The organism is Pelagovum sp. HNIBRBA483 (genome assembly GCF_040931995.1).
In the GTDB taxonomy this organism is placed as follows: domain Bacteria; phylum Pseudomonadota; class Alphaproteobacteria; order Rhodobacterales; family Rhodobacteraceae; genus JAEPMR01.
Genome location: NZ_CP162412.1, coordinates 82,211 through 107,967, shown reverse-complemented (window position 1 = coordinate 107,967; position 25,757 = coordinate 82,211). Strand labels below are relative to the sequence as shown.

Sequence of the window (25,757 nt, the reverse complement as noted above, 5' to 3'; positions counted from 1 at the left end):
TCCGCCGCGCGCTCGCTCGTCAGGGCAGGTGCGGCAAACCTGCCTTCAAAGGAACGGTACGCTGGCGATCCGAACGGGGATTTCGCCCTCCGGCAGTGCGATTTTCAATCCTTCGTCACGCGCGGTGATCGCCGCCTCGATGATCCCCACGCCGATAGAAACCCCGAGCCGCTTGGAAAAGACCACATCCGTAGCCATGCCAACAGAGCTGCTGCCGTGCAATAAGGCAACCGGACGCGCCAGCGCGGTTACTTTCGCGCCCTCGAGAATGAAACCAACCCGCTTGCGCGTCACACCTGCCTCACGTCTGCGCCGCAGGGCCGCTCTGCCGATAAAATCATGGCTCTCCAGCGAAACCATCTTGTCAAAGCCCATTTCGAAAGGGTCGGCTGGGAGCACCTGACGCCGCATATCCGCGCCATAGGAAATCAGCCCGCTTTCAACCCGTTCGATGTCGTTGGGTGCTCCGGGACCAATGCCATAGGCGCGTCCAGCCTCTTTGACACGCTGCCAGAGCGCAGTCCCCTTGCGTCCATCGGTCAGATAAAGTTCATAGCCGCCCTGCTTCGACCATCCTGACCGCGCCACCACCAGCGGAATATCGTCCAGCCGTGTTTCAAAAAACGCGAACGGCTTAAGCTCTCGCACCTGCGCTCCGAACAACGCAAAAGCGACCTCGGCAGCCTTCGGCCCTTGTATCGCGAGCGGCGAGACATCCGGCTCCGCCACGGCCACGTCCAAACCCCGCTCCGCGGCAATGGCAGCTGCCCATAGATGAAGGTCACTATCAGCAACCGAGAGCCAAATGCGCTCATCGTCCAGCTTCAGCAAAACCGGATCATTGATCAGCAGCCCGTCATGGTCGCAAATCGGAACATAACGCCCCTGTCCCGCCTTCAGACCTGTCAGATCGCGCGGGGTGAGCAACTGCGCCAGCGCCACCGCGTCAGGCCCCCGCATCTCTACCTGCCGTTGCGCGGCAACATCCCACATGACCACGCCGTTCAACAGCCGGTCGTATTCTGCCTCCGGGTCGCCGAAATGCCCCGGTATATACATGTGGTTATAGACCGAAAAGGATTTCACCCCATCCGCGACAGTGGCATCGAAGAACGGCGATTGGCGGACATTGGTCCCGATATGGATTTGAAAACGCATACCCGCCCTTAGCGTGACTAAAGCTGTCGCACAACGTTCAGTATCAAGGCGCGAAATTGGCGGTCCCCCACAGTTAAACTACAGTCAAACCACGGGAAACCGCCTCTCGGGAAAGCACCGGCAGCACAGCGCCGCCAGTGCGGGATCAGGGGTTTATTCCCCTAACAGCAGCTCAAGCGCTTCATCGCCGCAGCTGTATTGTACTGCCGGATCAATGGACGGGCTCTCGATCATGTATTGCACCGCCTCGTCGAACCGTGGCGTCGATGCCAGTTCGCGGAACAGGATCTCCGAACTGCGGCACACCTCTGCGTTATCCACCAACCGTTTGAACACAGGGAAAGTCGCAGGGTTCGACATAAGCCCATGCGTCCCCCGATCCGTTCCAACTCGGCTCCAGCCGGTTTCCTCATCGAATTGGCTCACATACCAAACGGGGATGTTCTTCCGGTGCCCTGCGTCCTCAAGGAAGTAAGACTCGACCAGATCATCAAGGTTCGGCTGAAGCAGGTCGAGATAGGCGTCGATCAGCTCTTCGCGGGTCATCGCCCGATTCTCGATCATCCGTCTGAACGTATCCGCCTCGGCCTTGCCTTTCATGACAAGCAATCTGCCATGAATACGGGACATCAGCGTCAAGTCAAAATAGTCCCCGTCAGCACAGGCTTCATAGACCTCGCGCGTCCGCGCGGAAATCATATCCATTAGGCTTCTGGTTTGGCTCATATTCACGCCGCGCCGCGCGTCATCAAGCTCCACCAGCAACACCTGATACTCGGTCAGCTCGTTAAACAGGAACGTCGCATATTGAACGTCGCATTGATCCTCGGGGCCAAAATTGCGGTACTTCTGGATGGCGTCATAGGCATAGGAATATTCGATCGGCACAGCTGAATTGCGGATCGCGAACTTGCGCAGCGCCATTGTCGCGAGGAAGGCATCCACAGGTTCTCGATTCGAACCGGCGCCGGTTGCGATATTTTCATCAATGAAACGGTCAAGCCGGTCCAGATACTGTTGATCGACCAGACCGCCCTTGGCTTCCTGAAGCGCGAGCACCCCTTTGAACCGGAAGAACGGCGTCTCGATGTTTTCAATTGTCGCCCGCGCAACAGTTTCCTGCCCGCCAGTCAGCAGCATTTCGATCAGTTGGAAGGCAAAGCGGTCACGGTTCCACGCATCCATCTTGCGCGACGCACATTGCCGCGCGGTCGAGATTGTGACAGCCCCAAATGCTTCGTTGGCAGACTGCGATGTAAAGATTTGCAGCGCGTTGGCGAGGTTCTCGTAGGCCACGTCAATTTCGCCGATCGAGCCCGCATAGTTACAAATCTCCGCCCCGCTCCGTAGCGACGAAAAGCCAAGGCAAGTGTAGCTGGGGGAGACTTCGCAAACCGTGTCATAATAGGCGGTCAGGTCGTCGATGTAAGCGCTGCGCAGCATATTAGGCGAGAACGAACCAACGGTCTGGTCCGACAGCAGAATGCGCGCCTCGTTAGAGGATGGAAACTCCGCAATGATCTGATCCAGTGACGACAACGCCGTTTCATAGGCGGCCAGCCGCTCCTTTGTCGGCAGGCCCGCGTTGATGCGGTTCGACTCCGCGATGGCCTGATTGAGCAGCGATGCAGGGTCTGCAAATGCGGGTGATTTCAGAAACAGCGTTGATGCCAGTAGCCCCAGCACCAGTGTTTTGATCTTCATAAGCTTCAGTCCTCTCTTTTGTGCGCTCGTCTGCTCTTGCGTTTCGGATACGCGCCCTTTCGCCAAAGCCATGCGGGGCCGGAGGCATCTCTGCGCGTCCGGCCCCGCATGGCCCTGTTCCGGTTAAAAGTTCTCGTTCTGGTATTTGCTGACGAAGTTCTGGAAGTAGGAGAAATTGTCCTCAACCATTTGCCGGTCTTCGAGCCTCACACAGGAAAACGTCGTCGGCCCACCAGAGCCGTTGATCGTCAACTCACCTGCGATCTGCACGAAGGACAGATCCGAAATCAGCAGGTTTTCGTCCGTCACACCAACAACCGTCGCATAGCTGCGGCTTTCCTCGATATGCTCCAGATCCGTCGCGACGAACTGCCCCCACCAAGACGGCTGGTTCGTTGTGAAATCATAGAATGACATCATCGCCTGATACTCGACAGGGCGCGGCCCGTTGAACTCAATATAGCGGATCGTGCCGTAATACGGCTCGTCAAATACCGAGAAGAACAGCGTCCCCATTGTCGAGAAATGCCCGTTATTCGTTGGCTGGCAGTCAAACATCTGCGACGGGAAATCGCTCCGGAACCCCGCTTGCGCGGCTTCCCACTCAGCTTGGTCGCCCGCAACCTCCGCTTCGATATCCTCACGGATCAAACGCATCATATCCGCCATCATCCGCGGCAAGGCAGTCGCCACACCCATCGTCACGCGCTGCGGCTCGACGTTGATATAGGGCAGGTCACTGCGACAGAACTGCTCCATCGCGGCTTGCGTGCCACGGCCCCAAACGCCGTCGATGGCCATTTCGTAGGGATAATGCCCGTAGGTCTGTAGCAGCTCCTGCGCCAGCATCCGCTCCACCACCGGCAGGCCGTTGAAGGTATTTCTGATCGCCGCCATGTACGGTGCGCAGACGGTCGGGAAGGTGCCGCCGCAGCCCCGCGCGCCGTCAAGATTGGTGCAGGTCAAGCCCTTGCCAACCTGCCGCCCGTTCAGGGTTGTGGTGCATTCCGAGGCCCCGTTTTGCGCCTCGCAATTGATGGATAGCCCGTTCGAATAGCCGATCTGCGCACCGAAGGCATTGCCGCATTCAAAGCTCAGCGTTGCCTCCGCGCAGCTGCCACTTTCGCAGAACAGCACCGCTGGTGCATCATCCTGCCCCTCGTAATTCGCGCATGCGGCCAGTACCGGCATCACCCAAGCGAGGCTCAGAAAGAGGCTCGTAAAAATAATCTTCTTCATCGCGTCGCTCCCGTGGTGCGTCAACTTTCCCGCACCCCTGCGATAGAGCCCGCGCGGCCCCCCTTTTCAAGTATCCATATGAGACAAAACCCGCTCTCTTTTGCGCCCTCGCGGCAGTGTCATTCGCCCATGCTGATACAAAAAAGGCCGCAGCGGTTTCCCGCCACGGCCCAAATTTCAGGGATGTTCCAGCTTATTGCAGGTCGACAAAAATCGCAGAGTCGACGCCCGCCTCCGCCAGTGCTTTCTTGATCTGGTCAATCGCCGCCACGTCGGGCGAGCTAACCACGACCACGTCATTCACCATCAGCGAATAGAGCGTCATGCTGGTATCTTCTTCGGCTTCCGGCGTGGCAGGCGTTTCCGCCTCGTTTCCGGCCAGATATTCCGCCGCAGCGGCGCGGGATTTTGGCCCCCACTGCCCGTCATAGGAAACGCCGATCGTATACTGGGTATCCATCGTCGTTTCGCGGCTCACGGTCCGGCCCGCGTTCAGGTCGCGGATTACGGCTTGTAGCCTTGCAGAATCGGTGATCCGCTCCGGCACGAATACATTCGCACATGTTTCCACGTCGCGGTATTGCGTGACCGTCTGCGAGCCACGATCGTTCGCGACCGCACCGCCAATGACCGCGCCGATGGCGGCCGCGCCATCATCGCCCGTAACCGCTTTGCCCAACAGCCCGCCAATCAGCGCACCCCCGAGGATGTTCCCTGCCGGAGCGCCATTGATTACCTCGTCATAGGGTACGCTCTCAACGCTACAACGTGTCTCGTAATAACCGGCCGCGGCCTGTGAGGCCACGAGTGCTGAAGCTGCTGCAAGTGTCAGAATTTTCATATCGGTGCTCCGTTATCCCGCCCTCGGGCGGTTGCTTGTTTAGCGAAGTTGGCTCCGAGTCGGGCAGAAGGCCCGCTCACAACTTTTACGCTAACTGTCTAGCGCTCTGGAACTGTGATATTCAATAACGCCCTTCTAAACAGAGGTTTATTTGGGCGATAAACCGCGCGTCTCCTACAAGAAATTGAGGCGCGAACGGTCCCCCACCATTCGCGCCTCTGGCTTTCGTATGACTGTTTTCAGCAGCGTTATCCGCGTCCCTTGCCGTTGCCGCGCGGTGCGGCCCCCCGATCATGCCCCCTGCCCTGATCTCCGGCTGCACCGGCCGCTGCATTCCGGTTCGCTCCGGGTGTTTCCGGCCGCCCGCGCTCTGCCTCCGCCTCCCTGTTACCGCGCGCCGGACGCGTCTGCGTCTCGGATGCGGGCGCGCTGGTTGGCTCCGCGGCGGCAGGTGCTGACGGTTCTGCAACCGTCGGTGCGACGACTGGCGCAGGTGCCGGTGCTGGCGTGCTGGGGCTGCCCTCGGCGCTGCCGCTTGATCCGTCGCTATAATTGCGGCTGGAGGTGGTGATTTCGGTCATGACCTTGGCGTTTGTCGTCTGGTCATCGCTCCGTTCGGTGCTCCGTGCCGCGCGCTGGTGGCTCGAAGGCGGCGATAGCACGCAGGTTCCACCGTTTTCACACAGCTCGCTTGTCGAGACACAGCCCGAAATCCCCAGCGCCGCCACCAGCAAGATCATCCCCCGATAAAAATTCTTCGACATACCGCTTCCCCAGATCGACGCGCATCGTCTCGCCCCAGCTCACGCGCTGCACAAAAGGGGTAACGGAGTCTCGAAAGTATATATTAGGGCGCGAAGGAATATTTTTTTCGTTTCGCGTCACTTTTTTCGGATTTCACGATTTGGTCATCGCCTTTGCGATGATCGCGGGTGGACTGTCCGTCTCAGCGTACTATCGTGCCATCTGAGATCTGACATATCGAATCTGAGCCCGAAAGGAACAGACCATGAAGCTATTATCCTCAGTGATTGCATTCGCAGCGCTTGCAGCACCGGCCTTTGCGGCAGGCCACGCAGCCACAGGTGACGCGGCTGCCGGCGAAGACGCCTTTAACCGTCAATGCGCCAGCTGCCACATCGCAGCTGATGCCGATGGCAATGTTCTCGCTGGCCGCAATGGCCGCAGCGGGCCGAACCTTTACGGTATTGCCGGCGGCACCCCCGGTTCTGGTGACTTCCGCTACGGTGCGTCGCTGGTTGCTTATGGCGAAACTGGCGCCGTCTGGACCGAAGAAAATTTCGTCGCTTATGTGATGGATCCGACAGGCTACCTCCGTGAAGCGCTCGACGACAGCCGCGCTCGCGCCAAAATGGCCTATCGCGTGCGCTCCGAAGAAGATGCCGTAAACCTCTACGCCTACCTCGCCCAGTTCGGCGATATGTAAATAAAATTAAGGGCCATCGTCCTGTGCATTAAGGGCTGCCGATCCGCTCGGCGGCCCTTTTTTGTGCCAAATGACGTGTTTCCTAACCGTTCGTTAAATTGCTGCGGGTGCGATATGCATAAGATGTGCATCGATTGTGCATCAGTTGTGCATCGCCCATTTTGCCGTTCAGGGCAGCATGTCGCCAAAAATCTCCGCCGCATGTTCAGCGAGGTAAATCCGCAGCCAAGGGGTGTATTTCTGGGGGCTGGTTTCCGTCTCGGCCAGCAACGCGCCAATGTCGATCCAGCAGGTGTCCATCACCTCGTCCGCATTCAGCGCGAGCGGCAAATCCTGCGTCGCCTCGACGACGAAAACCTCAGCGACCTCATGTTCGGTCAACCCGCCGCCCACATCCGCTCGATACTCCACCGTGTGCCTGTAAACGGGCGAAACCCCTTTGATTCCAAGCTCTTCCTCAAGCCGTCGCACCGCGCAATCTTGCGCTTTCTCGCCCCAATGGGGATGCGTACAGCAGGTATTCGCCCATAGTCCGGGCGTATGGTACTTACCCAAAGCACGCCGTTGGATCAGCACATCCCGCCCGCGCATCACAAAGACGCTCACCGCCTTGTGGCGGAGCCCCTTCACATGCACTTCCAGCTTTTCAACCGGCGTCAACCTGCCCTTAACCCAGGCCGGGATATAATGCTCCATGCGGCTGCCAATAGCGGCTTCCATCATCGGTTCCAAGTCCGCGCAATGCACAGATGGGGGTCAATACATGCGAATCAACAAATGTGATTCGTTCGCCAAAATCGGGTTTTCTGGCGTGATAGCGCTAGCAATCCAGTGCTTCATCATATTCGACCCCCGTTTCGGTAAATTTTTTTTACCAATTTAATCCCTTGAAAATAAGTGCTTAGCGTTTCGCGTAAGGGAAGAAGTTAGAGAAACATCGCAATGTTGGTTTGATTTGTTGGCTCCGAACCATACTCTCCCGATAGCCGGACCTGTTACTCGTGTAGGGTGGCGGTTCCGCTAGTCGAAATACTCGACAGCTTAATGGGAGGAATACATGAGTGAATCCAAACTGAACCGCCGTTCATTCTTGAAGAAGACGGCGCTCGCTGGTGGTGCATCCGCTGGCGCATTGGCAGCCCCCGCCGTTCTGGCTCAGGCGCCGATCGTTCTGAAAATGCAGACCTCTTGGGGCGCATCGAACATCTGGGACGAATTCGCAAAAGACTACGCATCCCGCGTGGATGAAATGTCTGGCGGTCGCCTCAAGATCGAAGTGCTTCCAGCCGGCGCCGTTGTTGGCGCATTCCAGGTGCTCGACGCAGTGAACGACGGTGTTCTCGACGCCGCACACTCCGTTCCTGTGTACTGGTACGGTAAGAGCAAGGCCGCATCCCTCTTTGGCACTGGCCCTGTCTTCGGCGGTTCTGCAACCACCATGCTCAGCTGGTTCTACGAAGGTGGCGGCGCAGAGCTCTACCGCGAACTGACGCAGGATATCCTTGGCCTCGACGTGGTTGGCTACATGGGCTTCCCGATGTTTGCTCAGCCTTTCGGCTGGTTCAAAGGCGAAGTGAACGCTGCAGCAGACCTCAACGGCTTCAAGTACCGCACCGTTGGCCTCGCGGCAGACCTTCTTCAGGAAATGGGTATGTCGGTTGCTCAGCTTCCGGGTGGCGAAATCGTCCCCGCTATGGAGCGCGGCGTGATCGACGCATTCGAGTTCAACAACCCGTCGTCGGACAAAGACTTCGGCGCCCATGACGTGGCGAAGAACTACTACCTGTCGTCCTATCACCAGGCGTCCGAGAGCTTCGAATTCTTGTTCAACAAGTTCACGCTCGAAGACCTCGACCCCGATCTTCAGGCGATCCTGAAATACGGCGTTGAAGCTGCTTCCACAGCCAACACTGCAAAGGCGATGCGTCGCTATTCCGCAGACCTCAAGTGGCTTCAGGAAGACGCAGGCGTCACCGTGCACCGCACCTCGAAAGAGATCCTCGATGCACAGCTGAAGGCATGGGACACTCTGATCCCGACGCTCGAAGAAGACCCGTTCATGAAGAAAACCCTCGACAGCCAGCGCGCATGGGTCGAGCAGGTTGCCTACTACGAAATCATGAACGCACCGGATTTCGCCCTGGCATACGACCACTACTTCCCAGGCAAACTCAAACTCTAATCCGGTTGAGATCGCGTACTCAAAAAGTGGTCCGGCAAGGCGCTCTTGCCGGACCTTTCAACACAAAACCGTGGTATCCTGAAAATGATTGGATTTATCCGGCTCGCCGACTCCCTTTCCGCATGGTTCGGAAAGGCATTCGCCTGGCTCATTGTCCTGATGGCTGTTGGCACAGGCTATGAAGTTTTCGTGCGCTACGTTCTGAACAGCCCGACCGCATGGGCGCTCGACGTATCGTTTATCATGTACGGAACGCTGTTCATGATGGGAGGGGCCTATACCCTGTCGCGTGGTGGCCACGTTCGGGGCGATTTCCTCTACCGGCTCTGGCAGCCGCGCACCCAGGCGAAGGTCGATCTGTTTCTGTATCTGATCTTCTTCTTCCCCGGTGTTTTTGCGCTCATTTTTACAGGCTGGAAATATTCCTCCCGTTCTTGGGGTTACACCGAAGTTTCGGTGAACAGCCCTGCCGGCATCCCGATCTTCCAGTTCAAGACGGTGATGGTCGCCGCTGGCATCCTCCTGTTCATCCAGGGTATCGCCCAGATCATGCGCTGCATTCACTGCATCCGCACGAATGAATGGCTCGCTGCCGAAGAAGACGTCATGGAAACGGAAGACCTGTTGCTCAAGAAAGCACAGGAAGAAGGTAAAGGAACAGGCGAATGACGGATCCACAAATCGCCCTGATGATGTTGGGGCTGTTTATCCTCATCGTATTTTTGGGCTTTCCGATTGCTTTCACGCTGATGGCGATGGGCATCGGCTTTGGCTACTACGCCTATTTCGACGCACGTCGCATGTGGCGCAATTTTGATAGGCTCGACGAAACAGCGAGCTGGTGGGACAGTTTTTCGACCTACATAGAGGGGTTCTTAAACAATCGAATATTCGATTTGTTTATCAACCAGACCTTCACTGTGATGTCGAACGAAGTGCTGACCGCCGTGCCGCTCTTCCTGTTCATGGGCTATATCGTTGAACGCGCCAACATCGTTGATCGCTTGTTCTCGACCCTCAACATCGCAGCCCGCAACTTGCCCGGCTCGATGGGTGTCGCTGCTCTGATCACCTGTGCGCTCTTCGCGACGGCGACAGGTATCGTTGGTGCGGTTGTAACGCTCATGGGCCTTCTCGCCCTGCCGCAAATGCTGCGCGCACGGTACGATCCCTCCTTTGCATCCGGCATCATCTGCGCTGGCGGAACGCTCGGTATCCTGATCCCGCCCTCGATCATGTTGATCGTCTACGCGGCGGCATCCGGTGTCTCGATTGTGCGGCTTTATGCTGGCGCATTGCTTCCGGGCTTCACGCTGGTGGGAATGTACTTGATCTACGTTATCGGTCGCTCGATCCTCCAACCACAGATCGCGCCGCGCCCGACCAAAGAAGAGGTTCCGGACGTTCCGTTCACCAAGCTCATGTTCATGGTGCTGACCTCCTTCTTCCCGCTGGCATTCCTGATCTTCGCGGTTCTGGGTTCGATCTTGTTCGGCCTTGCAACCCCGACCGAGGCCGCATCGATCGGCGCGCTGGGCGGTATCGTGCTTGCCTTTGCATATCGTGCGATGACTTGGGAACGGATGCGCGAAAGCGTTTACCTGACGGTCCGCACCACCGCGATGGTGTGCTGGCTGTTCGTCGGTTCTTACACGTTCTCCTCGGTGTTCTCCTACCTCGGTGGCGAGCATGTGATTTCGGAGTTCGTTCAAGGCCTCGACATCTCGCCGCTGGCTTTCTTGCTGATGGCGCAGTTGATCATCTTCCTCTTGGGTTGGCCGCTGGAATGGTCGGAGATCATCATTATCTTCGTACCAATCTTCCTGCCGCTTCTGCCGTTCTTCGGGATTGATCCGCTGTTCTTCGGCATCCTCGTGGCGCTGAACCTGCAAACATCGTTCCTGACGCCACCAATGGCCATGTCCGCGTACTATCTCAAGGGGATTGCCCCGCCAGAGGTACGCCTGACCCAGATCTTCTCCGGCGTGATGCCTTTCCTGTTCTGTGTCTTCATAGCTATGGCGCTCATGTACATCTTCCCGCAGATCGTCTTCTATCTCCCCGAGGCGATGTATGGCGGATAAGTCCATGCCACTCATCTCTCTCCCAGTTTCCGAACTGGGAGAGAGGCTTTCAACCGGCGCGTTGACAGCGCGTGAGGTTGCTGATGCATTTTTGCTTCAAATCGAACAGTCTGAACCGACTGTGAAAGCCTTCGCCCACCACGATGCTGGCTTTGTGCGGCATCAGGCTGACGCGATGGACAATTACCGTCGATCAGGGCGATCCATTGGCGCCCTTCACGGGTTGCCGGTTGCCCTCAAAGACATCATCGACACTGCAAAAATTCCCACCGAGAACGGCACCAAGATCGATGCGGGGCGCGTCCCTTTGCATGATGCATGGGTGGTTCAGCGCCTGAAGTCTGCCGGTGCTGTTTTGATGGGCAAAACCGCGACCGCTGAACTCGCCTACCTTCATCCCTCTGAGACAACGAACCCGCACAATCCCGAGCACACGCCGGGCGGTTCCTCGTCCGGTTCTGCGGCGGCGGTTGCGGCGGGTATGGTACCTTTCGCCATCGGCACTCAAACCGGCGGCTCTGTGATCCGCCCTGCTGCCTATTGCGGTGTGACCGGCTTCAAGCCGACGTTTGGCGCGATCCCGCGCACGGGTATTTTGCAGCAATCCCAAAGCCTCGACACGGTGGGCCTTTTCGGGCGCCGCCCCGAGGATGTCGCGCTGTTGGGTGATGTGCTCTTCGGTTACGATCCCGCCGATCCGGCAACCAGCATGGCGCCGCCGGCACGTCTCCACGAAATTTGCACCGCCGCGCCGCCCGTGCCGCCGGTCTTTGCTTTCGTCCGCCCACCGGGATGGGAAAAAGCCGACCCGCAAACCCACGCTGCATTCGAAGAGATCGCCGCCGCCTTGGGCGAAGAGCGTTGCTTCGAGGTTGAACTGCCCACCCATTTTGCCGATGCGATCGAGTTGCGCGCGCGTGTCAACTTCGTCGAAATGGTCAAGAACTACCGCACCTATCTCCGCGCCGGTCCCGAGAACCTCTCGCCCGAGTTGCAGGATGCGGTCCAGCAGGGCAGCGCGACACTGGCAAAGGATTACCTCGCTGCGTTGGACTGGCCAGATGTCCTCTATTCCGGCCTCGGAGAGATCTTCGAACGCGCCGACGCCATCCTTACGCCCGCCGCCTTGGGCCCCGCACCAAAAGGGCTCGGCTCGACGGGCGATGCGATTTTCAACAGTATCTGGACGTTCCTCGGAACGCCCGCAGTCACAATTCCGGCAATGACCTCCGAGGAAGGGCTCCCGATGGGCGTTCAGCTTGTCGGGCCACGCGGCGAAGACGCGCGGCTCCTCCGCTCCGCGCGGTGGTTGTTGGAATGGATCGAAACCCTAAGCGACGCATGAGGAAGCACGCATGGATAGATTGATGGCAACTTTGGCCTTTCTTGTATTGCTCGGGTTCTTGGGAATCCTTGGATACTTCGTACCCTCGCCGGATCTTCTTGGCGTTATCGCGCTGACCCTTGGTTTGGCCGGCTTCGACATGCTGCGCTCGGCATGGCGCAAGAAAGACTGAAATGACTTCTCGTCCGGTCATCTGGTTTCCGAGAAAGCTCTCGGAGGCCACTCTCGCCCGCGCACGCAGCACCTATGATGTTATCGTAAATGAGGCCGATACCCCCGGAACGGCGGAGGCGATCATTGCAATGAGCGCGCAAGTGGATGCGATGGTCCCTTGCCATTCCGAGCATTTCAGTGCCGATGTCGTAGCAGCGCTTGATCCGCGGCTAAAGATCGTAGCGAACCATTCCGTCGGCGTTGATCATTGCGATCTTCCCGCGCTCAAGGCACGGGGCATCACCGTTACCAACACGCCTGATGTCCTTTCCGATGCCACGGCCGAAATCGCAATGCTGCTCATGCTCGGCGCCGCTCGGCGCGCCGTTGAAGGCGATGCGCTGGTGCGGGATGGCAAGTGGTCGGATTGGTCGCCTGCTTTCATGGTCGGAAAGCAGGTTTCCGGCGCACGTTTGGGGATCATCGGCATGGGGCGCGTCGGGCGCGCCTTCGCTGAAAAGGCGCGCGGTTTCGGGATGGATATTCACTACCACAACCGCACGCGCCTAGTTGAAGCAGACGAGCACGGCGCCACTTATCATCCAACTTTGGAGACGCTCCTGCCCGAGGTGGATTTCATCTCGCTACATTGCCCTGCAACGCCCGAGACAACGGATTTGATCAACACTACGACACTGGCGAAAATGCGCGACGGTGCGGTTCTGGTAAACACAGCGCGCGGCGCCCTCGTAGATGAGGATGCCCTGATCGCCGCACTCTCCTCGGGTAAGATCAGCGCGGCAGGCCTCGATTGCTTCAAGGTTGAACCCGGCGGTAATCCGCAGTTCGCGCAGTTCCCGCAGGTGATGATGCTCCCACATATCGGCAGCGCCACCCGCGCCACCCGCGATGCAATGGGCTTCCGAGCTTTGGATAATCTTGATGCGTTTTTCGCGGGAAAAGATCCGCGCGATAGGCTGGTGTGAGCAGCACAAAGCGTCACAATGACGTCATGCCCAATTGCCCCGCACGGTGTTCTCCGCCAAATGGGGGGGACAGCTCTTGGGAAGACCTGATGTTCGATGCAAAAGCGCGCCTGCTGATTGACCCACCGTTGAACCGTCTTGGCGGGGTACTGGCGCGTGCCGGTATCTCGGCTGATAGTGTTACGATTGCAGGTCTTGTGTTTGGTCTGATCGGCGCAACTTTTATCACCTTTGGCGCTTTTGAATGGGCGTTGCTCTTTATCTTGATAAACCGATTTGCCGACGGGCTCGACGGTGCCATCGCGCGCGCCTCGGCCAAAACGGGCTTTGGCGGATACCTTGATATCACGGCGGATTTCCTCTTCTATGGGGCGATCCCATTGGGCTTTGCGCTCTATGATCCGCAGGCCAATGCTGTGGCCGCAGGTTTCCTCCTCCTGTCCTTTTATGTGAATGGCACGAGCTTCTTGGGCTATGCGATCCTTGCGGAAAAGACAGGCATGGAATCCCGCGAGCATGGGATCAAGTCGCTCTATTATTCGAATGGCCTCCTCGAAGGGTCGGAAACCATCGCGTTCTTTGTTCTGATCTGTTTGTTGCCCACAAGTTTCTTTTGGGCGGCGCTGGTGTTCGGCGCGCTATGCTTTGTGACCGCGGCTCTGCGGATCAATGCAGCGCGCCTGATCTTCACCGCGACCGAAAAGGACGGCTAAGCCTTCGAGGCCGGTTGCAAACTGGCAGGTTTCCGTCATTCGACGCCGCTTTTGATGATGCGGTCCCGATCCTTCGTATTAGGTAAGGCGCAGGGCAAATTACGGAGAACGGACGATGGCGCTGCTTTTGGGTGTTGATACCGGCGGAACCTATACAGACGCTGTTATCGTCGATGATGAAAGCGATGTCGTGATCGCCAAGGCCAAGGCTCTCACGTCGCGCCCCGATCTCTCTCAAGGTATCGGAGAAGCCATTGGCGCGGTGCTCGCGCAATCGGGCATATCCTCGGATCGGATCGAGATGGTGTCTCTTTCCACAACGCTCGCGACCAATGCGCTCGTCGAAGGGCAGGGCGGTCGGATTGCCCTGATCTTCATAGGCTTCGACGAAGCAGAGTTCGGGCGCGCGGGGCTGGCCGAGGCTGTTGGAAATGATCCTGTCATCAGAGTCGCAGGCGGGCATTCCCATTCTGGTGGTGAAAGTGAACCGCTGGATATGGAGGCGCTGGAGGCCGCGATTGTTGCGCTTCCTGCCGATATTACCGGCATCGCTGTCGCGGCGCGGTTCGCCACGCGCAATCCGGCGCATGAGGTCGCCGCGCGGGATGCAGCGCTGCGCCTCCGGTCAATCCCCGTCACCTGTTCACATGAGCTGTCGTCTGCGCTCGGCGGCCCGAAACGCGCCCTGACGGCCGTACTCAATGCGCGGCTGATAGGCCTGGTCGACCGTTTGATCCGCGCTTGTGAAGGCCACCTCGTCCATCTCGGCATTCAAGCACGGCTGATGGTCGTGCGCGGTGACGGGGCGCTTGTCTCCGCCGAACTGGCCAAGGTCAAACCCATCGAAACGATCCTGAGCGGCCCCGCGGCTTCTATCGCTGGCGCAAGTTGGCTCACTGGTGAAATCGATGGGCTGGTTTCTGATATTGGAGGCACGACAACGGATATCTGTCTCCTGAAGGACGGCAAACCGAGCATTGACCCTAATGGCGCGCGAGTCGGTAAATTCCGCACCATGGTCGAAGCGGTGGCGATGCGTACATGGGGTCTGGGTGGTGATAGCGAGGTGCATGTGCTCGAGGGCCTCAGCGGCGGCTTGCGCCTTGGCCCACGTCGCGTCATGCCGATTTCCCTGCTAGCGCAACACCACCCCGATCTTGTGCATTCCACCCTTGATAGTGCCTTGAGCAAGGATGTCTCCACGCCGGAGATGGGAAGTTTCGTTGTGCCACTTTGGTCAACCCCGCCTGTTGGTCTGGATCAGCGGGAACAGTCCATAGCGGACCGCCTCGGCGATGGTCCGGTGCCGCGCGCGCAGGCGGTCAAAACGCGGCTCGAAGGTCCGGCGCTCATGCGCCTTGTTTCTCGCGGTCATGTGGTACTGGCTGGCGTCACACCCTCGGACGCTGCTCATGTCCTTGGCATGGGGGATCGTTGGGATGCAGAAGCAGCCGAAAAGGCGCTCACTTTGTTTGCACGGCGGCGCATTGGATCAGGGGATAGGATCGCCACCTCGTCGCAAGAAGTGGCAGAAATGATCATCGCCCAACTGCAAAAGCAAACAGCCGATTGCCTGCTCGAAGCGGCCTTTGCCGATGATAGCCGTGCGTGGTCAGCTGATCCCGAGAGCCTTGCCGCGCATGAACTGGTCGCCGCCGGTCTGGATCGGCATCGCGGCATTATCCAGACACAAGTTTCGCTGGCTGTTCCCGTCATTGGCCTCGGCGCCTCGGCGGCCAGCTTCTATCCACCTGTTGGCGAGCGCCTTGGCACCAAGTTGGTCATTCCTGAACACGCAGATGTCGCCAATGCCGTCGGCGCTGTTGTCGGGCAAGTGTCTATGCAAGTCTCCGGAAGCGTCACGAGTGGTGGTGAGGGAAATTACATCGTGCATCTTGCCGAAGGTCCGATGCGCCTGACCCGACGCGATGAAGCCCTTGCTCTCTTGCAAGACCATCTCGAGGAACAAGCCCGCGCTCTCGCCCGCGATGCTGGGGTCGAGGAGATACGCATCACCGTCGCGCAGGATGTCCGCGAGGTACAGGTCGAAAACCAGTCGATGTTCATCGAAGCAGAAATTCGAGTCACAGCCCAAGGTCGCCCGCGCATCGCGGTCGAATGAAACACCGTTGGACACCGCGTAATGAAGGGTCTATCGCTGCTCGCGATTGATACCGCAGCGTCATAGGGGGTTTTTATGACCATTCGCGCACTTGTCTGGGGCGAAAACGTTCATGAGCAAAAGAACAAAGTGGTCGCCGACCTATATCCAACAGGCATGCATTCTTGCATCGCCGATGCGCTGAACAGCGATCCGGCAATTTCAGCAACGTCGGCAACCCTACAAGATCCCGAGCACGGCTTAACCGAGGCGCGCCTCAAAGAGACTGACGTTCTCTTGTGGTGGGGGCACGCCGCGCATGGCGATGTCGAAGATGCCATCGTCGAGCGTGTGGCCGAACATGTGTGGTCTGGGATGGGTCTGATAGTTTTGCATTCGGGTCACTTTTCAAAGATTTTCAAGCGCCTGATGGGAACCCCGTGCAACCTGACCTGGCGCGAGGCCGGCGAGCGCGAGCGTCTTTGGCTGACCAGCCGAAACCACCCGATCGCCGCAGGATTACCGGATCATTTCGAACTGGAAAACGAAGAAATGTACGGCGAACCATTTGGCATTCCCGAACCGATGGAAACGGTATTTGTGAGCTGGTTCCAAGGCGGCGAAGTGTTCCGCTCTGGCGTGACCTACAAACGTGGCGCGGGCAATGTTTTCTACTTCCGCCCCGGTCACGAAACTTACCCCACCTATTACGACGAAAATGTCCGCACAGTGCTGCGGAATGCAGTGAAATGGGCACATAACCCTGCTGCTCGCATCGTGGACGTGAATGCCGCGCCCAACGTGCCTGTAGACGAGGCGCTAGAGCCAATCGAAGAACGCGGCCCGCGCCTGCATCATGATGGTGAGGAGGGTTTCAGATGAGCGAGATCAGGGTTCTCATCGTCGGCACTGGCGGCATGGCAAATGCGCATGCCGAAGCTTATGCCGATATGGACGGCGTCACAGTTTGCGCCGGAATAGATACGAGCCCCGAGCGCCTCGCCGCTTTCTGCGCCAAACATAACATTGCGAATAGCTTTGCCTCTGTAGAAGAGGCGCTTGCTTGGGGTGAATTCGACGCCGTGTCGAACGTCACTCCCGATGGTGTGCATCACGCAACGACGATGCCCTTTTTGGCCGCTGGCAAGCATGTTCTCTGTGAAAAGCCGCTCGCCGTGACGGTCAGCGATGCCGAGGAAATGGCGACTGCGGCCGAGGCATCCGGTGTGGTGAACATGGTGAACCTGTCGTATCGCAACGGTGCCGCGTTGATCCGCGCTGCCGAGTTGGTTGCCGAGGGCGCCATTGGCGAGGTACGCCATTTCGAGGCCTCCTACTTGCAAAGCTGGCTGACCCAGCCTGCGTGGGGTGAGTGGTCGACCAATGATACATGGCTATGGCGTCTCTCGAAGGCACATGGATCAAAAGGCGTGCTTGGCGATGTTGGTGTTCATATCCTCGATTTCGCTACCTATGCCGCATGCTCTGACGCAGAGTCTGTGTCCTGTAATCTTACCACTTTCGATAAGGCCCCGGGCGGCAAGATCGGCGATTATACATTGGACGCCAATGATAGCTTCACGCTGCAAATGAACCTTGCGAACGGCGCTGTTGGGGTCGTGCATTCCAGCCGCATGGCGTCAGGCTACTTCAATGACCTGTTCTTGCGCCTGCACGGCACCAAGGGTGGGCTTGATGTGCGCTTTGAGGGCAACAAGAGCATCCTGCGCGGCTGTTTGGGTGACGACCTCTTCACCGCAACCTGGCGAGATATCGAAGTGCCAGCGGTTCAAACGAACTATCAGCGGTTCATCGCGGCGATCCGTTCTGGTGTTCAAGTCTCCCCCGATTTCCGCCGTGGCGCGATGTTGCAGCGGGTGATGGATGCGGCCGAGCGTTCCGATGCCGCTGACGCGCGCATGTTGCCGGTCTGATCCATTAACAGCTTCTTCACCCGCGTGAGGCACTTTGTACGCGGGTGAAGGAGTTTTGGGATGAGTGATTTGGCGAATGCGCCGGTCATCATCAAACGGAAGAAAGTTGTAAAAGGCGATGGGCATCATGGCGGTGCCTGGAAAGTCGCCTATGCAGATTTCGTAACCGCGATGATGGCCTTTTTCATGCTGATGTGGCTGCTCAACGCCACGACAGAGCAACAGCGGAAAGGTCTGGCGGATTACTTCTCCCCGACGTTGCCGCTTAATCGTATTTCCTCTGGCGGCGACGGGATGTTCGGCGGAACCAATATCTTCAGCCAGGATAAGCTTGCCGAGGATGGTACTGGCGGCACCGAATTCGATAGCCTCCCGAGCGATATTACCGATGAGGAGGATCTCGATGCGCTGAGCGTTGCCGAGACGCGTTCATTGACCGAGGTAGAAGCTGTCCTGATCGGGCGCGGTGGCGAAAGCCTTCTTTCCGATCTCGAACTTCAGCATGTCGTGAGCAGGATCAGTTCTGAAGGTTTGATTCTTGAGGTCTACTCGCGGCCGGATTTCCCTTTGTTTGAGCCTAAAACAGATGAGATCATGCCCATTTTGGAAAGCATTCTGGCGGTGTTTGCCGAGGCTTTTCAGCTGGTCGAAAACCCAGTCGCTGTCAGGGGTTTCACCGCATCCCGCCCGATTGTTCTGCGCGAGCCGCAGATTTGGCGCAGTTCCATTTCCCGCGCAGATGCCGCGCGCAGTTTACTCGAGTCAAAGGGTCTTCCATCAGCTCAAATAGAGTCTGTTTCCGGCTTTGGCGATAGGAACCCTGCTGATCCCGACGGGTTCTCTCCGCGCAATGACCGTCTGGAGGTCGTCTTGATCCGTCTGACGCCCCAGAATGGCTAGGATTTGAGCTATTAGGGGGTTCTTAATCTCGTTGTCACAGGGTCTTTTCGAGCGTTGATGAACGGAAGGTCCCTATGTCAATTTCTTCTTCTCTGAATGCGAGCGTCGCTGGTTTGTCTGCAAATGCCAGCAAGCTTGCCGCCATTTCCGACAATATCGCCAATTCGGCGACTTTCGGATACAAGCGTGTCGTCACAGATTTTCATTCCATGGTTGTTGGCAGTGGCTCTGGTGCCTACGCGGCGGGCGGGGTGAGGACGACGAATATGCGCCTGATTGATCAGGGCGCGTCGCTTGTCACCTCTGAAAACGCGACCGATCTCGCGGTACGAGGCAGTGGCCTTCTTCCCGTCACGACAGAGGCCGCCGTTACGCTTGGCAATGGCGATTTTCCGCTTCTGATGACAATGACAGGTTCATTCCGTCCCGACGAACAAGGTTATCTGCGTAGCGAAAGCGGTTTGGTGCTTATGGGTTGGCCCGCTGCCGCAGACGGAACGATTCCAACCTTTTCGCGCGATACGCCCGATGGACTTGAGCCAATCCGGCTGAACGCGAACCAGTTCGTTGGTGAACCAACGACCGCGGTTGAAATCGCTGCAAACCTACCTGCGACATCAACAGTCGCCGGCGCGGCGGGCACGACCGAGGAACTGTCCGTCGAATATTTCGACAACCTAGGGAAATCGGAGAGCCTTGCCATCTCGTTTACCCCAACCGTCCCCGCGACAGGGGCGTCCAACAGTTGGACGATGACGATCCGTGACAGTGCATCTGGTGGAGCGTTGATCGGCGAGTACCAGCTTCAGTTCGACGATACCCGTGGCCTTGGTGGTACCCTCGCGTCGGTATCTACGATTTCCGGCGGAACATATGATCCGGTAAGCGGTGCCTTGTCCGTATCTGTCGCTGGCGGCCCTGTTGAAATTTCGATCGGCGCGCTGGGCGCAGCGGAAGGGATGACCCAGCTCTCAGATTCCTTCGCTCCGGTTTCGATCACTAAGAATGGCACATCGGTCGGCAACATGACGTCTGTTGATGTCGATGCAAATGGATTGGTCCGCGCGTCGTTCGACGTTGGCGTTTCGCGCGTGATCTACCAAATCCCCCTTGTCAATGTATCGAATATCAACGGTTTAGAGTCTCTCGACTACCAATCCTATCGCGCCTCGTCCGAGAGCGGGAGCTTCTTTCTCTGGGACGCAGGCGATGGGCCCACTGGCGATATCGTGAACTTCGCCCGTCAGGAATCGGCGACCGATGTTGCCGGTGAATTAACGGATCTTATCCAAACTCAGCGCGCCTATTCATCGAATGCAAAAGTCATCCAGACGGTCGATGAAATGCTGCAAGAAACAACCAATATCAAGCGATAGGACGTCGTAGCCATGAGCCTCTCGCACGCACTCTCCTTCGCCACATCGGGACTGACCGCAAACGCGCGCCGCGCAGAGCTTATTTCCTCCAATGTCGCCAATGCCATGACCGAAGGTTACGGTCGCAGGGAGCTGGCAGTTTCCGCTCAGACTATCGGCAACGCTGGCGCCGGTGTCAGGATTGACGGCGTAGTGCGACATGCTGATCCGCAATTGACCGCCGCGCGCCGGAACGCCGGCGCCGAAACCGGATATGAATCGCAGATGCAAGCGGCCTTCCGGCAAATCGAATCGCTCTTCGGAACGTCACCCGATGAACCGGGCCTCCTGCAGGATTTTAGCCGTCTAACCTCAGCCCTTATCGCAGCTGAAGCCGATCCCGCATCCACGCCCGCGCTCGAGATCGTGTCAGACAGCTTCGTGGCAATCGCCACTGCATTATCGCGCGGCACCGAGACCATGCAATCTGCTCGATCATTGGCGGATAGCCAGATCGACACGCTCGTTTCCGCTCTTTCGGCTGATTTGGAGCAAGTGGCGGTAATCAACCGCTCGATCCAACGCGCCGTTTTCTCCGGTGCGGAGACATCGTCTTTGATCGACCAACGGGAAAAAGTGCTCGATCGTGTTTCCGAGATTGTCCCTTTCCAACTTCTGACACGGGAAGACGGACAGGTCGCACTTCTGTCGCGGGGCGGGGTTCTACTGGTTGATGCCACAGCGGCTGATATTTCCTTTGAGACGACGCCATTGATCACCGCCGGGATGGACGCCGAAGCGGGTGTGCCACGCCCCTTGTTGCTGGGCGGGCAGTCATTCGATCTCGCGGCCATTACAGGCCGCCTCGGCGGCGGTTCCTTGGCAGCGGCTTTCGAAATGCGTGATGCGGTCTTTGTCGAGGGGCAGGCGCGGCTAGATTCCTTTGCCGCCGCACTGCTTCAGCGGTTGGAGGATCCTGCGCTTGACCCAAGCAACGGCGTTTCCAACCCCGGTATCCTGACGGATGCAGGTGCCAGTTTTGATCCCGCGAATGTTGTTGGCCTCACTGGGCGTCTACAATTGAACGCGGCACTTGATCCAGATGCCGGCGGCGCCACCTGGCGCTTGCGGGAGGGCATTGGCGCCACAACCCAAGCCGCCTCAGGTGACGGGCGACTTTTTGCGCGGCTGAGGGGAAGCCTCGGGCTGGGTTTTGCGGGTGGGGTGGCACATCAAACCACGCTCTACGATTCGCTCTCGCTCGACGCAGCCCGTAGCGCCAAAAGCCGCGTACGCGCCGAAGATCGCCAGATTGCGGCGCAAGCCCTTTTCGCCAGCCTGCGCGAAGCTGAAGCGGCAAAAGGCGTGGATACGGATTACGAATTGCAGTTGCTGATGCAGGTCGAACAAGCCTTCGCCGCGAATGCAAAAGTCATCGAAGTGGCAGGCACTCTCATGCAGCAACTTTTGGAGATCTAGTTATGACAATGCTCCGGATCGGAGATCTCAGTCAGCATTTCATCTCGCTGCGCCACGGTGTAGCGTTGCGCAGTGCCTTGGCAAAGCAAACCGAGCAGCTCGCATCGGGCCGGCATAGCGATCTCCCCCGCGCGCTGGGCGCTGCTCAGGCGCGCCATACGCAAGCCGCTTTCCGGCTGGGCGAGATATCGGAATATCTCACTTCCGCGAAGACGGCGGCACGTTTTGCCAGCGCCCAGCAGCTTGGGTTCGAGCAGATCAATGGCGCCCGCGAACTTTTGTCAGCCCGCCTGATCGATCCGGCAACAACACAGGCACCGGGCCAAATATCCGGCCATGCAGCTGCGGCAAAAGCCGCGTTTGCTGACGTCACCGCGGCGCTCAATGCTGCGACGGGCGGGCGTTATACTTTCGGTGGAACCTCGGTGAGCCAACCACCCCTGATAGGGGCTGACGCACATCTATTGGCACTGACCGCTACGCTCGCGGGCGGGGGAGTCGCTGACAGCATCGAGGCAGCAGTTAACACTTGGTTTGGAGCCGGTGGCGGTTATGAAACTACAGCGCTCCAAGGCGATGATCAGCCAGTGACGTTTCCGCTCGATGGTCATACGATGATCCGCCTTCCAGCAGGTGCCGCGCATGGTGCAATCCGCAATGTGCTGTCGGGACTCGCGCTAGCAGCAGTTGCCGGAGATCAGACCATTCCGCTCGATGACGCGACACGACAGGATTTGTTGCAACGGGCAGGGCGCGGCTTGCATCGCGCCGCAGGCCCGCTTGTGGATCTGATGGCGACCGTCGGTCAATCCCAATTTCGCATCGAGGTCACAACAGAACGGCTGACGGCAGAGCAGATTGAGCTGTCGCGCCATCATAATGATGCAACCTTGATCGAGATGGAGAGCACCGCAACGCGCATCCAACTTTTGCAGGTTCAATTGGAGACCCACTACACATTGGTCAATCGCCTTTCGCGGCTATCACTGGCGACCCTCTCGTGAGGCGAGCCCTTCTCAGAGCGCTTTGGCAGAGCCTCATTTGCATGATGGTATCGAGCGCAGCGATCGCAGAGGTACGCCTAAAAGATCTTGTTGAGTTTGATGGTGTTCGCGCCAACGATCTTGTCGGCTACGGCCTCGTCGTCGGCTTGAACGGCACGGGCGATGGCCTGCGTAACGCGCCGTTCACCGAGGAGATCATGACTAACATTCTCGAAAGGCTTGGTGTTAACGTGACCGGCGAGCAATTCAGGCCGCGCAATGTGGCCGCTGTTCTCGTCACGGCAACTCTGCCTCCATTCGCGCGCGCTGGCAGCCAGATAGATGTCACCGTTTCCGCAATCGGAGACTCATCAAGCCTGCTCGGAGGCACCCTGATCATGACACCGCTCTTTGCGGCGGATGGCGAGATCTACGCCGTTGCGCAAGGGGCGGTTCTCGCGGGCGGCGCCGTGGCGGCTGCGGCCGCCGCGGAAGTGACGCAAGGCGTCCCGACTTCGGGGTCCATTCCCGCTGGGGCGCGGGTAGAGCGGGAGGTGGAGTTCGACTTCTCGCAGATGCAGCGCCTCCGCATTGCCATGCGCACCCCCGATTTTTCGACGGCGGCAAAGGTCGAGCAGGTCATCAATGCCGCCTTCGGAAAGGAGGTCGCAATCATGCGCGACGCCGGAACAGTCGAATTGAACATTGCCGCAACGGGTTCGCCGTCGCCTGCACACGCTCTCAGCCGGATCGAAAACCTAAGTGTCACGCCCGAACGCCGCGCCCGCGTTGTGGTCGACCAGCGGTCCGGAACGATCGTGATGGGCAATGACGTCAGGATCAGCCCGGTCGCCGTAAGCCAAGGCGGTTTGACGCTGCAAATCGAAGAAGCGCCAATCGTGGTGCAACCCAATCCATTCTCGCAGGGCGAAACAGTGGTGGTCCCGCGCTCGACCGCGTCGCTGGAAGAAACGCAAGGAACTGGCTTTGCGTTGGTGCCAGGCGGGCAGAGCCTGTCCGATTTGGTGACAGGGTTGAACGCGCTGGGCGTCGCTCCGCGCGATCTTATTGACATTCTCAAGACTATCAGCGCCGCCGGCGCCCTTCATGCGGAGCTTGTCGTGCAGTAGAGCATCCGCAAAAATAGCCGTTTGCCATGCTGGCGCATTGCGATATGCCCGAGGACAGTAGCTTGAGGGTCGAAAATGTCTCCACTGCGCGGCATCAGTTTCAAGATCGCATCTGTCTGTGTTTTCATGGCGATGGCCAGCCTGATCAAGCTCTCTTCCGCCTACGTCCCTCCCGGGCAGGCAGTCTTCTTCCGTTCGTTCTTTGCGATTCCGGTACTGATTGCATGGCTCATGATGCGGGGTGAGTTGCGACACGGATTTCGCGCCAAAAATCCTATTGGCCATGTTTGGCGAGGGCTGGTCGGGACCATGGCGATGGGTCTTGGCTTTGCCGGTCTGGGGCTTTTGCCTCTCCCCGAGGTAACAGCAATTGGCTATGCGGCGCCGCTTCTGGTTGTTGTCTTCGCTGCAATGTTCCTTAACGAACAAGTTCGGGCTTTCCGGCTGAGCATGGTCGCCTTGGGCATGGTTGGTGTGTTTATCGTCCTCAGTCCGCGCCTGACCATTTCCGGCGCGCCCAATCCTAATGAAACCCTTGGCGTTATCGTGGTGCTCGGTGGCGCCATGTGTGCTGCGCTGGCGCAGGTCTTTGTGCGCAAACTGGTCGCAACCGAGGGTGCCGCAGCGATTGTTTTCTGGTTTTCGATTACAGCAAGCATCTTGTCTCTCACGACCCTTCCTTTCGGCTGGGTCATGCCGCCTGTATGGATATTGGCGGTTTTGGTGGTTGCTGGTCTATTGGGAGGTGTGGGGCAAATCCTGCTGACTTCCAGCTACCGCTTTGCGGATGCATCACTTGTCGCCCCGTTTGAATACACATCCATGCTGCTCGCGCTCGGCGTCGGCTATTTGTTCTTCGATGAAATACCAAGCCTGACAATGCTTGCCGGTGCTTCTGTAGTCATTGCCGCTGGCGTTATGATCATTCTTCGCGAGCGTCATCTCGGCTTGCAACGCGCTCGCCAACGCAAGGCAATGACCCCGCAGGGATAAAAAAACCCCGCCCATTGGCGGGGTTTCCAAAAATCCAAGCGGCGCAAAAAATCAGGCGCGTACGAGCTTTTCGTAGGATTCCGCGATATCCCGCGTCAGGGCCCCAACCTCGAAGCTATAGTCGCCGATCTGCCCGACAGGGGTTACTTCCGCAGCGGTACCTGTCAGCCAGCATTGCTCGAACCCTTCCAACTCCTCCGGCATGATCCGGCGCTCATGCACCGCAATGCCTTTTTCCTTAAGCATTTCGATAACAGTCTGCCGCGTAATACCATTGAGGATCGCATCGGGGATCGGCGTGTGTACTTCACCATCCTTGACGAAGAAGACATTCGCGCCGGTCGCCTCGGCCACATATCCGCGATAGTCCATGAATAGCGCGTCCGAACAGCCTTTCGCTTCTGCCGCATGTTTGGACATGGTGCAGATCATGTAAAGCCCAGCAGCTTTCGCCGCTGTGGGAATAGTCTCTGGCGACGGGCGTTTCCATTTTGCGATGTCGAGCTTCGCGCCCTTCATTTTTGCATCGCCATAATAGGCGCCCCATTCCCAGCAGGCTACAGCTATACGAACTGGATTACGCGACGATGCGACGCCCATATCTGGCCCCGCCCCGCGCCAAGCAACCGCGCGTACATAGGCGTCGGTCAAGCCGTTTGCCTCAAGCGCCGCGTATTTCGCGGCTTCAATTTCATCGACGCTGTAAGGGATCGGCATATCCAACAGCTCGCCAGATTTCAGCAACCGCTCCGAGTGTGCGCGGCTTTTGAAAATCGTGCCATTATAAGCCCGCTCGCCCTCAAACACCGACGAGGCGTAGTGCATTGCATGGGTCAGAATATGAACGTTGGCATCCCGCCACTCGACCAGCTTTCCATCAAGCCAGATCTTACCGTCCCGATCATCATAGCTACCGGTCATCATGACCCTCCATTTGCATATGTTTCGCAATTAGGTCCGAAACGGACATAAAGTTTCGTAAATTCGCACGATTCGCTATCAGTTGCGCCTTGGAGTGTCAACAAGACTG

The 25,757-nt window shown here is 58.1% G+C and carries 24 protein-coding genes; 17 read left to right on the top strand and 7 right to left on the bottom strand.

The window, feature by feature from the left end; translation table 11 throughout:
- Positions 1–45: 45 nt before the first annotated feature.
- The 5 genes from AB1E42_RS00560 to AB1E42_RS00540 all read right to left on the bottom strand — a co-directional run bounded on the left by AB1E42_RS00560 (position 46) and on the right by AB1E42_RS00540 (position 5,706).
- A complete protein-coding gene (locus tag AB1E42_RS00560; RefSeq protein ID WP_368345061.1) occupies positions 46–1,158 on the bottom strand; it encodes a glycine cleavage T C-terminal barrel domain-containing protein in 1,113 nt (370 codons plus the stop codon).
- 153 nt (positions 1,159–1,311) lie between these two features.
- Positions 1,312–2,862, bottom strand: a complete 1,551-nt coding sequence (locus tag AB1E42_RS00555) for a hypothetical protein (RefSeq protein ID WP_368345060.1) — start codon at positions 2,860–2,862, stop codon at positions 1,312–1,314.
- Positions 2,863–2,985: 123 nt separating this feature from the next.
- Positions 2,986–4,101: a hypothetical protein gene (locus AB1E42_RS00550; protein ID WP_368345059.1), complete on the bottom strand. Its 1,116-nt coding sequence runs from the start codon at positions 4,099–4,101 to the stop codon at positions 2,986–2,988.
- A 193-nt stretch (positions 4,102–4,294) separates the two neighbouring features.
- On the bottom strand, positions 4,295–4,942 hold the full coding sequence (locus AB1E42_RS00545) for a hypothetical protein (RefSeq protein ID WP_368345058.1): 648 nt from the start codon (positions 4,940–4,942) through the stop codon (positions 4,295–4,297).
- A gap of 248 nt (positions 4,943–5,190) precedes the next feature.
- Entirely contained in the window at positions 5,191–5,706 is a 516-nt protein-coding gene (locus AB1E42_RS00540) for a hypothetical protein (RefSeq protein WP_368345057.1), read from the bottom strand.
- A gap of 245 nt (positions 5,707–5,951) precedes the next feature.
- Between AB1E42_RS00540 and AB1E42_RS00535 the strand changes: the two genes are divergently transcribed.
- Complete coding sequence (locus AB1E42_RS00535; protein ID WP_368345056.1) at positions 5,952–6,389, top strand: cytochrome c family protein; 438 nt, start codon at positions 5,952–5,954, stop codon at positions 6,387–6,389.
- Positions 6,390–6,557: 168 nt separating this feature from the next.
- Here AB1E42_RS00535 and idi read toward each other — a convergent pair whose 3' ends face one another.
- A complete protein-coding gene (idi, locus tag AB1E42_RS00530; RefSeq protein WP_368346336.1) occupies positions 6,558–7,085 on the bottom strand; it encodes an isopentenyl-diphosphate Delta-isomerase in 528 nt (175 codons plus the stop codon).
- 361 nt (positions 7,086–7,446) lie between these two features.
- Here idi and AB1E42_RS00525 point away from each other — a divergent pair, with 361 nt between their 5' ends.
- The 16 genes from AB1E42_RS00525 (at position 7,447) to AB1E42_RS00450 (ending at position 24,727) form a co-directional block, all read left to right on the top strand.
- A complete protein-coding gene (locus AB1E42_RS00525; protein WP_368345055.1) occupies positions 7,447–8,571 on the top strand; it encodes a TRAP transporter substrate-binding protein in 1,125 nt (374 codons plus the stop codon).
- A gap of 84 nt (positions 8,572–8,655) precedes the next feature.
- Positions 8,656–9,240: a TRAP transporter small permease subunit gene (locus AB1E42_RS00520; RefSeq protein WP_368345054.1), complete on the top strand. Its 585-nt coding sequence runs from the start codon at positions 8,656–8,658 to the stop codon at positions 9,238–9,240.
- Positions 9,237–10,655, top strand: coding sequence for a TRAP transporter large permease subunit (locus AB1E42_RS00515; RefSeq protein ID WP_368345053.1), 1,419 nt, complete (start codon positions 9,237–9,239; stop codon positions 10,653–10,655). The genes AB1E42_RS00520 and AB1E42_RS00515 overlap by 4 nt, the downstream gene beginning before the upstream one ends.
- 4 nt (positions 10,656–10,659) lie before the next feature.
- On the top strand, positions 10,660–12,000 hold the full coding sequence (locus AB1E42_RS00510) for an amidase (protein WP_368345052.1): 1,341 nt from the start codon (positions 10,660–10,662) through the stop codon (positions 11,998–12,000).
- A 10-nt stretch (positions 12,001–12,010) separates the two neighbouring features.
- Positions 12,011–12,172, top strand: coding sequence for a hypothetical protein (locus AB1E42_RS00505; protein WP_368345051.1), 162 nt, complete (start codon positions 12,011–12,013; stop codon positions 12,170–12,172).
- A gap of 1 nt (position 12,173) precedes the next feature.
- Positions 12,174–13,139 (top strand): 2-hydroxyacid dehydrogenase, encoded by a 966-nt coding sequence (locus AB1E42_RS00500; protein ID WP_368345050.1) that lies wholly within the window; start codon positions 12,174–12,176, stop codon positions 13,137–13,139.
- Positions 13,140–13,228: 89 nt separating this feature from the next.
- Positions 13,229–13,852, top strand: a complete 624-nt coding sequence (locus AB1E42_RS00495) for a CDP-alcohol phosphatidyltransferase family protein (RefSeq protein ID WP_368345049.1) — start codon at positions 13,229–13,231, stop codon at positions 13,850–13,852.
- A 115-nt stretch (positions 13,853–13,967) separates the two neighbouring features.
- A complete protein-coding gene (locus AB1E42_RS00490; protein ID WP_368345048.1) occupies positions 13,968–15,974 on the top strand; it encodes a hydantoinase/oxoprolinase N-terminal domain-containing protein in 2,007 nt (668 codons plus the stop codon).
- Positions 15,975–16,049: 75 nt separating this feature from the next.
- Positions 16,050–16,835, top strand: a complete 786-nt coding sequence (locus tag AB1E42_RS00485) for a ThuA domain-containing protein (RefSeq protein ID WP_368345047.1) — start codon at positions 16,050–16,052, stop codon at positions 16,833–16,835.
- The gene (locus AB1E42_RS00480; RefSeq protein WP_368345046.1) at positions 16,832–17,887 is read left to right on the top strand and encodes a Gfo/Idh/MocA family protein; all 1,056 of its coding nucleotides are present in this window, start codon (positions 16,832–16,834) and stop codon (positions 17,885–17,887) included. Before AB1E42_RS00485 ends, AB1E42_RS00480 begins: the two co-directional genes overlap by 4 nt.
- A 60-nt stretch (positions 17,888–17,947) precedes the next feature.
- Positions 17,948–18,787, top strand: coding sequence for a flagellar motor protein MotB (locus AB1E42_RS00475; RefSeq protein ID WP_368345045.1), 840 nt, complete (start codon positions 17,948–17,950; stop codon positions 18,785–18,787).
- Between the two features lie 74 nt (positions 18,788–18,861).
- The gene (locus tag AB1E42_RS00470) at positions 18,862–20,163 is read left to right on the top strand and encodes a flagellar hook protein FlgE (RefSeq protein ID WP_368345044.1); all 1,302 of its coding nucleotides are present in this window, start codon (positions 18,862–18,864) and stop codon (positions 20,161–20,163) included.
- Between the two features lie 12 nt (positions 20,164–20,175).
- Positions 20,176–21,621, top strand: coding sequence for a flagellar hook-associated protein FlgK (gene flgK, locus AB1E42_RS00465; RefSeq protein WP_368345043.1), 1,446 nt, complete (start codon positions 20,176–20,178; stop codon positions 21,619–21,621).
- Positions 21,622–21,623: 2 nt separating this feature from the next.
- A complete protein-coding gene (locus AB1E42_RS00460) occupies positions 21,624–22,625 on the top strand; it encodes a hypothetical protein (RefSeq protein WP_368345042.1) in 1,002 nt (333 codons plus the stop codon).
- A gap of 41 nt (positions 22,626–22,666) precedes the next feature.
- On the top strand, positions 22,667–23,734 hold the full coding sequence (locus AB1E42_RS00455) for a flagellar basal body P-ring protein FlgI (protein WP_368345041.1): 1,068 nt from the start codon (positions 22,667–22,669) through the stop codon (positions 23,732–23,734).
- A gap of 75 nt (positions 23,735–23,809) precedes the next feature.
- Entirely contained in the window at positions 23,810–24,727 is a 918-nt protein-coding gene (locus tag AB1E42_RS00450) for a DMT family transporter (RefSeq protein ID WP_368345040.1), read from the top strand.
- A gap of 51 nt (positions 24,728–24,778) precedes the next feature.
- Here AB1E42_RS00450 and AB1E42_RS00445 read toward each other — a convergent pair whose 3' ends face one another.
- Complete coding sequence (locus AB1E42_RS00445) at positions 24,779–25,648, bottom strand: branched-chain amino acid aminotransferase (protein WP_368345039.1); 870 nt, start codon at positions 25,646–25,648, stop codon at positions 24,779–24,781.
- Positions 25,649–25,757: the final 109 nt, after the last annotated feature.

Bases quoted from the DNA above. Each gene is read 5' to 3' on its own strand.
- AB1E42_RS00470 (WP_368345044.1), top strand. From the start codon at position 18,862: ATGTCAATTTCTTCTTCTCTGAATGCGAGCGTCGCTGGTTTGTCTGCA.
- AB1E42_RS00450 (WP_368345040.1), top strand. From the start codon at position 23,810: ATGTCTCCACTGCGCGGCATCAGTTTCAAGATCGCATCTGTCTGTGTT.
- AB1E42_RS00455 (WP_368345041.1), top strand. From the start codon at position 22,667: ATGATGGTATCGAGCGCAGCGATCGCAGAGGTACGCCTAAAAGATCTT.
- AB1E42_RS00560 (WP_368345061.1), bottom strand. From the start codon at position 1,158: ATGCGTTTTCAAATCCATATCGGGACCAATGTCCGCCAATCGCCGTTC.
- AB1E42_RS00515 (WP_368345053.1), top strand. From the start codon at position 9,237: ATGACGGATCCACAAATCGCCCTGATGATGTTGGGGCTGTTTATCCTC.
- AB1E42_RS00500 (WP_368345050.1), top strand. From the start codon at position 12,174: ATGACTTCTCGTCCGGTCATCTGGTTTCCGAGAAAGCTCTCGGAGGCC.
- idi (WP_368346336.1), bottom strand. From the start codon at position 7,085: ATGGAGCATTATATCCCGGCCTGGGTTAAGGGCAGGTTGACGCCGGTT.
- AB1E42_RS00535 (WP_368345056.1), top strand. From the start codon at position 5,952: ATGAAGCTATTATCCTCAGTGATTGCATTCGCAGCGCTTGCAGCACCG.
- AB1E42_RS00510 (WP_368345052.1), top strand. From the start codon at position 10,660: ATGCCACTCATCTCTCTCCCAGTTTCCGAACTGGGAGAGAGGCTTTCA.
- AB1E42_RS00505 (WP_368345051.1), top strand. From the start codon at position 12,011: ATGGATAGATTGATGGCAACTTTGGCCTTTCTTGTATTGCTCGGGTTC.
- AB1E42_RS00545 (WP_368345058.1), bottom strand. From the start codon at position 4,942: ATGAAAATTCTGACACTTGCAGCAGCTTCAGCACTCGTGGCCTCACAG.
- AB1E42_RS00525 (WP_368345055.1), top strand. From the start codon at position 7,447: ATGAGTGAATCCAAACTGAACCGCCGTTCATTCTTGAAGAAGACGGCG.
- AB1E42_RS00550 (WP_368345059.1), bottom strand. From the start codon at position 4,101: ATGAAGAAGATTATTTTTACGAGCCTCTTTCTGAGCCTCGCTTGGGTG.
- AB1E42_RS00490 (WP_368345048.1), top strand. From the start codon at position 13,968: ATGGCGCTGCTTTTGGGTGTTGATACCGGCGGAACCTATACAGACGCT.
- flgK (WP_368345043.1), top strand. From the start codon at position 20,176: ATGAGCCTCTCGCACGCACTCTCCTTCGCCACATCGGGACTGACCGCA.
- AB1E42_RS00540 (WP_368345057.1), bottom strand. From the start codon at position 5,706: ATGTCGAAGAATTTTTATCGGGGGATGATCTTGCTGGTGGCGGCGCTG.
- AB1E42_RS00475 (WP_368345045.1), top strand. From the start codon at position 17,948: ATGAGTGATTTGGCGAATGCGCCGGTCATCATCAAACGGAAGAAAGTT.
- AB1E42_RS00555 (WP_368345060.1), bottom strand. From the start codon at position 2,862: ATGAAGATCAAAACACTGGTGCTGGGGCTACTGGCATCAACGCTGTTT.
- AB1E42_RS00520 (WP_368345054.1), top strand. From the start codon at position 8,656: ATGATTGGATTTATCCGGCTCGCCGACTCCCTTTCCGCATGGTTCGGA.
- AB1E42_RS00485 (WP_368345047.1), top strand. From the start codon at position 16,050: ATGACCATTCGCGCACTTGTCTGGGGCGAAAACGTTCATGAGCAAAAG.
- AB1E42_RS00495 (WP_368345049.1), top strand. From the start codon at position 13,229: ATGTTCGATGCAAAAGCGCGCCTGCTGATTGACCCACCGTTGAACCGT.
- AB1E42_RS00445 (WP_368345039.1), bottom strand. From the start codon at position 25,648: ATGACCGGTAGCTATGATGATCGGGACGGTAAGATCTGGCTTGATGGA.
- AB1E42_RS00460 (WP_368345042.1), top strand. From the start codon at position 21,624: ATGACAATGCTCCGGATCGGAGATCTCAGTCAGCATTTCATCTCGCTG.
- AB1E42_RS00480 (WP_368345046.1), top strand. From the start codon at position 16,832: ATGAGCGAGATCAGGGTTCTCATCGTCGGCACTGGCGGCATGGCAAAT.